General features: G+C 72.3%; 6 protein-coding genes. 3 read left to right on the top strand and 3 right to left on the bottom strand.

Annotated features, from left to right (window positions below; genetic code table 11):
• Nucleotides 1–197 precede the first annotated feature (197 nt).
• Nucleotides 198–2,084, top strand: coding sequence for a glycosyltransferase family 39 protein (locus tag FNX44_RS22420; RefSeq protein WP_323369584.1), 1,887 nt, complete (start codon nt 198–200; stop codon nt 2,082–2,084).
• A gap of 381 nt (nt 2,085–2,465) precedes the next feature.
• Nucleotides 2,466–3,227 (top strand): DNA alkylation repair protein, encoded by a 762-nt coding sequence (locus tag FNX44_RS22415; protein ID WP_143650598.1) that lies wholly within the window; start codon nt 2,466–2,468, stop codon nt 3,225–3,227.
• A gap of 165 nt (nt 3,228–3,392) precedes the next feature.
• On the opposite strand, the gene FNX44_RS22410 is transcribed toward FNX44_RS22415, so the two are convergent.
• The 3 genes from FNX44_RS22410 to FNX44_RS22400 form a co-directional block, all read right to left on the bottom strand.
• Nucleotides 3,393–4,643, bottom strand: coding sequence for a cytochrome P450 family protein (locus FNX44_RS22410; protein ID WP_143650597.1), 1,251 nt, complete (start codon nt 4,641–4,643; stop codon nt 3,393–3,395).
• A 100-nt stretch (nt 4,644–4,743) separates the two neighbouring features.
• On the bottom strand, nt 4,744–4,959 hold the full coding sequence (locus FNX44_RS22405; RefSeq protein ID WP_173019254.1) for a DUF4287 domain-containing protein: 216 nt from the start codon (nt 4,957–4,959) through the stop codon (nt 4,744–4,746).
• A gap of 243 nt (nt 4,960–5,202) precedes the next feature.
• Complete coding sequence (locus FNX44_RS22400; protein WP_143650595.1) at nt 5,203–5,736, bottom strand: ABATE domain-containing protein; 534 nt, start codon at nt 5,734–5,736, stop codon at nt 5,203–5,205.
• A 130-nt stretch (nt 5,737–5,866) separates the two neighbouring features.
• Here FNX44_RS22400 and FNX44_RS22395 point away from each other — a divergent pair, with 130 nt between their 5' ends.
• Nucleotides 5,867–6,160, top strand: a complete 294-nt coding sequence (locus FNX44_RS22395; protein WP_143650594.1) for a hypothetical protein — start codon at nt 5,867–5,869, stop codon at nt 6,158–6,160.
• The last annotated feature ends 79 nt before the right edge of the window (nt 6,161–6,239 follow it).

Raw genomic sequence — 6,239 nt, 5'->3', positions numbered from 1 at the left:
GCTGGGTGGGGGTGGTGACGCGGCGTCGTCCTGCCTGCGGGTGCTCGAACCACTCGGTTCGCGACGCCGGTGCGCGACCGGGTGTGCGAGGGTGTTGCCGTACCGGCCCTGACCAGCCGGGATCGAGTTCGGCCGCGCGGTGTGCCGGGCGGGCGCGGGCCCGCCGCCCGTGGCGGCCGTCGGCGTGAGGGGGGACCGTGGCTTCGTGCGCGGCGGACGGACGGGGCGTCAAGGCTTCGGAGGGACGGCGGACTCCGCCGGTACCGAGCCGACGGCGTGCCTGGCGAGCCGGGCTGCTCGTCGCAGCGGTGGCGGCCGGCCAGCAGCTGATGCTGGCAGTGGGCGCGGGCGGCTGGTTGCCCGGATGGCAGCCCTGGCCACTCCTGCTGCTGGCGGCCCCGCTGCTGTGGTGGGGCCGCGACGCGGCCGGCGCCCCGCCTGGACGCACGCCGGGCACCGGGCGTGGTCGGCTGGCGGACACCGCGACGGCACGGGGAGGCCGCGCCGGTCTTCGACTGTCGGACCGGTGGCTGGGCGCGGTGGGTCTCGGCACGGTGCTGTCGCTGACAGTCGCGGTGTGGGCGGCGTTGCAGGACCACGAGCCGTGGATCGGCCATGAGGAGGCCGTCTACGCGAACAAGGCGCGCTCGTGGACGGCCGACGGTCCGCCCGACGCGGGCTGGGGCCCCTACCGGCCGCCGGGACTTCCGCTGCTCGGGACGATCGCCCTGCGTGTCCATCCGGACGTCGGCGCGCTGCGGACGGTGACACTGCTGCTGGCACTCCTCACACTCACGATCGTCTGGCTGGTGGCCGCGCGCTGGACCACGCCCGTGCGGGCCGCGCTGGTGACGCTGCTCGTGCTGAGCGGTCTGGGGTTCCTGCGCCGGATGCCGGAGTTCCTGACCGACATCGGCGCCACCGGACTGCTTCTACTGGTCGTCTACCTGGTGACGAGGGCTCAGGAGAGGCCCGAGTCGCGGGCGCTGCTGTTGCTGCCGCCCGTCGTGCTCGCGGCCTTCTACCTCCGGTACGGCGTCGTCGGGAACCTGTGCGCGATCGGACTGGCGGCCCTGCTCGCGTACGGCCCACGGGCGTGGGCGGCGCGGGCCCGGGACCTGGCGGTCGCTGCCGGGCTCGTCCTCCTCGGTCTGCTGCCGCACTTCATGCAGGCGACGGCACTCACCGGCTGGCCGCTCGGGCTGATCACCTGGGCGACGTCCCAGGCGGAACGCTCGTTCATCGGTGACGGTCTGCTCTACTACCTCGCGATCTTTCCTTATCGGCTGGCCGGTGACCTCGGTGCGGTGGTGATGGTCGCCGGCCTGGCGGCGGCGGTGGGCGCGGCACGACGGCTCCGGGCGGCCGGCGCCTGGCGGCGCCCGCCACTCGGACGGGATCGGAGTCGCCGAGCGGCGCGATCCGAAACCGGGCGGCCGCCTGGTCCTGGGCAGCGGTCCGAGCCTGGGCAGCGATCCGACGACCGGTCTGCGGTCAAGAACCGACCGGGTGTCGAGGACCGCCGGCAGGTCTTCCTGGCCGCGACCGCCGTGCTGCTGCCGGTCGTGCTCGGGACGGCCACCGACGGCGAGCCGCGCTTTGTCTATCTGTCGGTCGTGTTGCTCACCATCCTCGGTGTACAGGCGTTGGCGACATGGGCGGGCGACCGGCGGCGCGCAGTGCTGGCCGGCGTCGCCGGCATGGCCGCGCTCACCGTGCTCGGAACGGCCCAGGTGGTGGCCCACGGTGCGATGCCGGGACCGACCGGGCAGAACCGGTCGACGGTACCGGTCGCCCGCGCGGTGGCAGCCGAGGCGGACGGGCGGCCGTGCCTGGTGGTCACCGGCTATGTGCCGGAGACCGGCTGGTACTCGGGCTGCGACGCGGTGACGTACCGGCAGTACCGACGGCTGCCGGAGCGGCCGCCGGCCGACCGCGTCGTGCACTTCGTCCGCTACGAACGTGGGCGGCTTCAGCCGGACGCGGAGGGTGTGGCGCGCCTGACCGAAGGACTGCCCTCGCGGACGTGGCGGCTACCCACGGACGGTTCACTCGGCATCGCGACGATCGTGACGCTCCGCTGAGTCGCACGTGTGTGCGGGCGCCCAGCGGGCTGCGCGGCCGCTGGGTCCTCGCCCGCCGAGGACTCGCCCGCTGGGCCCTTGTCCGCTGGGCCCTTGTCCGCTGGGGCCTTGTCCGCCGGGCTCCTCGCCCACGGAGCCCGGGCCTGGCGTGCCCTGCTCCCGACGAGCCGGTTCCCGGCCGGCTCCTCGGACCGTTTCGACGCGGACCGGGCGCCGAACCACGGCCCCACCTCCTCTCCGCCGCTATGTTGGAGACGGGGCCATCGGCAGCCGTCGCCCGCCCAGCCGACGTCGGCACCGGTGCGCGACGATCCGCCGGCGCGGCCACCACACTCTGACGCCTGCTCAGCTCCGCCACTCGACGGAAAGACACGCACGCTGATGGAAGCCGCCGCCGTCACCACGCTCGCCGACCAGCTCAGGACCCGGCTCGACGAGAGCGCCGTACCCGGTCGCGCCGAAGGGGAGAAGCGCTACCTCAAGAGCGACCTCGACCATGTCGGTGTGCCCGTGCCCGCCATGCGCCGTATGGCGAGGTCCTTCACGCGCGAGTATCCGGACCTCGGCCGGGACGAGGTGATCCGACTGGCAGAGGAGCTGTGGTCGCGGCCCGTGCACGAACACCGCTCGCTCGCCCTACTCGTACTCGACGCCCATGTGCACCTCCTTGTCCCGGACGACATGACGCTGCTGGAACGGTTGTTGCGCCAGTGCCACACCTGGGCGCACGTCGACCTGCTCGCCCCCATGGTGGCCGGCCGTCTCCTGCTCGCGCACCCGGAGGTCGAGCCCGTCGTACGGCGGTGGGCCGCCGACGAGGAGCAGTGGGTCCGGCGCGGCGGACTGCTCTCCTTCCTCCTCGGGCTGCGCCAGGAGACCGAATTCCCCCGTTGGTTCCCCGTCTTCGGCGAGGTGGTCGATCCGCTCCTCACCGACAACCGGTTCTTCGTCCGCAAGGCGATCGGCTGGCTGCTGAGGGAAGGCACCAAGCACCACCCCGAATCGGTGGTCCGTTGGCTCGCGGACCGCTTGGACCGGGCCTCCGGCCTCACGCTCCGCGAGGCCGTCCGCCGACTCCCGGAATCCGATCGCACCCCCCTTCTGGCCGCCCACGCGGCCCTTCATCCCCGCCTCCGTCACTGACCGACGCCCACGGCCCCGCTGTCGCGCGTCGCCGGACGTCGTGCCGCGGCCGGGCGCCTGCGCGCACCTGCTGGGATCGAGTCATGCCGAAAAGGTAAGCCCGGCCGCTGACATCGCGCATCCGCCCGCTCCAGCCTGTGGATAACTCGGTGCGCCGTCTTCTCGTCAGGCGACGCGCGGCTCGGCGCGGCCTCCGCGCAGGCGCACGGTCAGCGCCGCCAGGCCCTGGAGGGGGATGGAACTCAACCGCTCCGGCGCACCGACCGGCGTCACGTCGGGGAAGCGGCGGAGGAGTGTTCGCAACGCCGTGGCGGTCTCCAGTCTGCCGAGTTGGGAGCCGACGCAGTGGTGCGGCCCGTAGCCGAAGGCGACGTGCTCCGGCCGGGGAGTCCGGGAGTGGAGGAACTCGTTCGGGTGACAATGGGTTTGGGGGTCTCGGCCGGAGGCGAAGATACCGGCGAGGACGGGCTCGCCCCGGCCCACCTCGACGTCGGCGATGATCGTGTCCGCCACGGCGTAGCGCAGCAGAGCGTGCCGGATCGGCGAGGAATGCCTCAGCCCCTCCTCCACGACGTTCTCCCAGACGTGTGGGTCCTCTGACGCCAGTACAGCCGCCAGCTGCGCGGGGCGGGTCAGCAGGGCGTGGAGGGTGTTCACGATCGAGTTGACGGTCGTCTCGTGCCCCGCGATGAGTAGGAGGTAGATGGTTTCGACGAGTTCTCTGTCATCAAGTCCGTCGCCGTCGTCCCGTGCGGCGATCAGCTCGCTGGTCAGATCCTGGCCGGGAGCCGTCCGCTTCGCCTCGACCAGAGCCGCCACCTGGTCGAAGACCTCCTCCATGGCGCTGTGCGCGCTCTGCGCGGCGCTGCCGTCCCGAGGCGGACTGACCAGCCGCTCGAAGGGGTCGCGCAGTTCGGCCACGACGGAGTCGGGCACACCGAGGAGTTCACAGATGACGCGGATGGGCAGTGGCCGGGCGTAGGTCTCCCGCAGGTCCACGATCTCGTCCGTGCCGGCCTGGCCGAGGTCGTCCACCAGTTCCTCCGCGATGCGCTCCACGCGCGGCGCCATCGCGGCCATGGGGCTGCGGGAGAACGCCTTTGCCACCAGCGTGCGCAGCCGTCGGTGATCGGCCCCGTCCTGGTGGAGCATCGCTGCACCGCGCACCAGCGCGATCAGCTCCCAGTCGTCGTGTATACGACCGTTCGTCAGCTCCGGCCAGTGACGTGGGTCCTTGCTGAGGTCGCGACTGCCGAGCACAAGGCGGCAGGTCTCGAGGTCCGTCGCAGCCCAGGCGGCCACCCCGCCCGGCAGTTCCACCGGGACGAGGGGCCCCAGAGCGCGCAGCCGCTCGGCCTCCGCCACGGGGTCGGCGTGCGGGTCCAGGGGGAACAGGCGGTGCTGTGACAGGCGCACGGGTCCTCCACGGCTCGGCGGCTCGACTCCAGGGGCGCCGACGTGGCGGGCGCCGAGTCAACCTTTCCCGAGCCGCCTGACCGTGAACCTCCGCCGCCGGTCAGCTGTTCGGGCGGGAGGCGAGGGCGTGGGCCACGAGAGCGTTCGCGTGGCCGTGCCCGAGACCGTGCTCCTCCTTGAGCCAGTTGACGAGTTCCATGTGCTTGGTCAGCGGGGAGGAGCGGATGACCTCCAGCCATTCGTCGACCGGCCGTCCGTACTTCTTCTCGATGGAGGGGAAGTAGCTCGCGGGACCCTTCGCGGGCTTGGCGGTCATGCTGCACGTCCTTTCGCTTGCGGCGTCCCTGGGCGAGCCAGGGGCGGGAGGCGGAGAGTCCGCCGTCATCCGATATCGACGGGTGAGGCGCCGCCTTCTCATCGCGGCCGGTGGTGGTCTGGCTCACATTACGTGCTGCGGGGTGCGTCAGGCGGTTCGGTCGTGGCGCGGTAGGGCGTCAGGACTCGCGGAGGGCCGAACGGTAGGGCGTCAGGACTCGCGGCGGGCCGAACGGGTAGGGCGTCAGGACTCGCGGCGGGCCGAACGGGCCCGGTTGCCGCAACCCACCGTGCACCAGGCCTGGTCGCGGCGGCGGGCGAGGAAGTACATGCCGCAGCTGGGGGCGTGGCAGCGCCGCACCCGTGCGCGGTCAGGTCCGGCCGTGACGGCCAGCGCCTGCCGGGCGATGCTCCCGTCGACGGGTCCGCCCGTCTCCCGCTGTTCGAGGTTTCCGTCCGAGGTGAGGAGGAAGGTGACCGGCGCCGTCTCGGCGCGCTTGTTCAGCTCGGCGCGTACGTGCTCGTCGGGGGCGGCGTCGCGGGAGGCCGCTTCGAGAGCCTGCCTGACCAGGCCGCGCAGAGGGGTCAGCTCCTCGATCGGTAGGGCCGCCAGCCGGCGGTCCGCCACCCGCTCCCGCCAGGACGCGAGGAGCTCCACGTCGGCGAGCAGGTCGATGTCCCGGCGCGCCGGTCCGGTCTCGCACACCACTGTGTTGGCGAGGTCGAGGACGGCGTTCTCCCCGACCCACGGCATCTGGCGCAGGCTCCGGGTCGTCATGTCGCCACGGTACTCGACTACCGGATTTGCTGACCAGATCCCGTGAGTCCGCAGTGTTCGCGTGGTACGTTCTACTCACGGATTCGGTTTCTCAAATCCGTGAGATCTTTCAAGTGGGAGGACAGCCGTCATGAGTGCCACCATCGAGTACGTACGCTTCGAGACCGACGACCCCGCCGAGCTGAGCGCACACCGCGACCAGCTCGTCGACCTGCTGCGTGAGCGCTACCGGGACGACTTCCTCGGCGCCCACCTGGGCCGCTACGAGGACGGCAGCATGATCGACCTCATCGTCTGGGCCTCGCCGGAGGCCGCACAGCGGGCGGCGCGGGAGATGCCGTCCGATCCGGCCGCCGGCGGCTTCTTCAGCCGGATAGGCACGGTCCACGAGATGCGCCACGCCGAGGTGCTGCACACCGCCTGAGTACCGGGGCGTGCCCCGGGGCCGCGCGGGAGTGGCCGAAACCGGTCCGCCGCGCCCCTCCCACCTCCTCTCACCCGCC

Origin of the sequence: Streptomyces alkaliterrae (assembly GCF_007097205.2) — a bacterium.
GTDB classification, from domain to species: domain Bacteria; phylum Actinomycetota; class Actinomycetes; order Streptomycetales; family Streptomycetaceae; genus Streptomyces; species Streptomyces alkaliterrae.
The sequence above is the reverse complement of the archived record's forward strand: the minus strand, read 5'-3'. Positions and strand labels throughout refer to the sequence as shown.

What these genes read in the sequence shown, in the direction of transcription:
- FNX44_RS22405 (WP_173019254.1), bottom strand. Translation starts at nt 4,959, where the DNA reads ATGACCGCCAAGCCCGCGAAGGGTCCCGCGAGCTACTTCCCCTCCATC.
- FNX44_RS22415 (WP_143650598.1), top strand. Translation starts at nt 2,466, where the DNA reads ATGGAAGCCGCCGCCGTCACCACGCTCGCCGACCAGCTCAGGACCCGG.
- FNX44_RS22400 (WP_143650595.1), bottom strand. Translation starts at nt 5,736, where the DNA reads ATGACGACCCGGAGCCTGCGCCAGATGCCGTGGGTCGGGGAGAACGCC.
- FNX44_RS22395 (WP_143650594.1), top strand. Translation starts at nt 5,867, where the DNA reads ATGAGTGCCACCATCGAGTACGTACGCTTCGAGACCGACGACCCCGCC.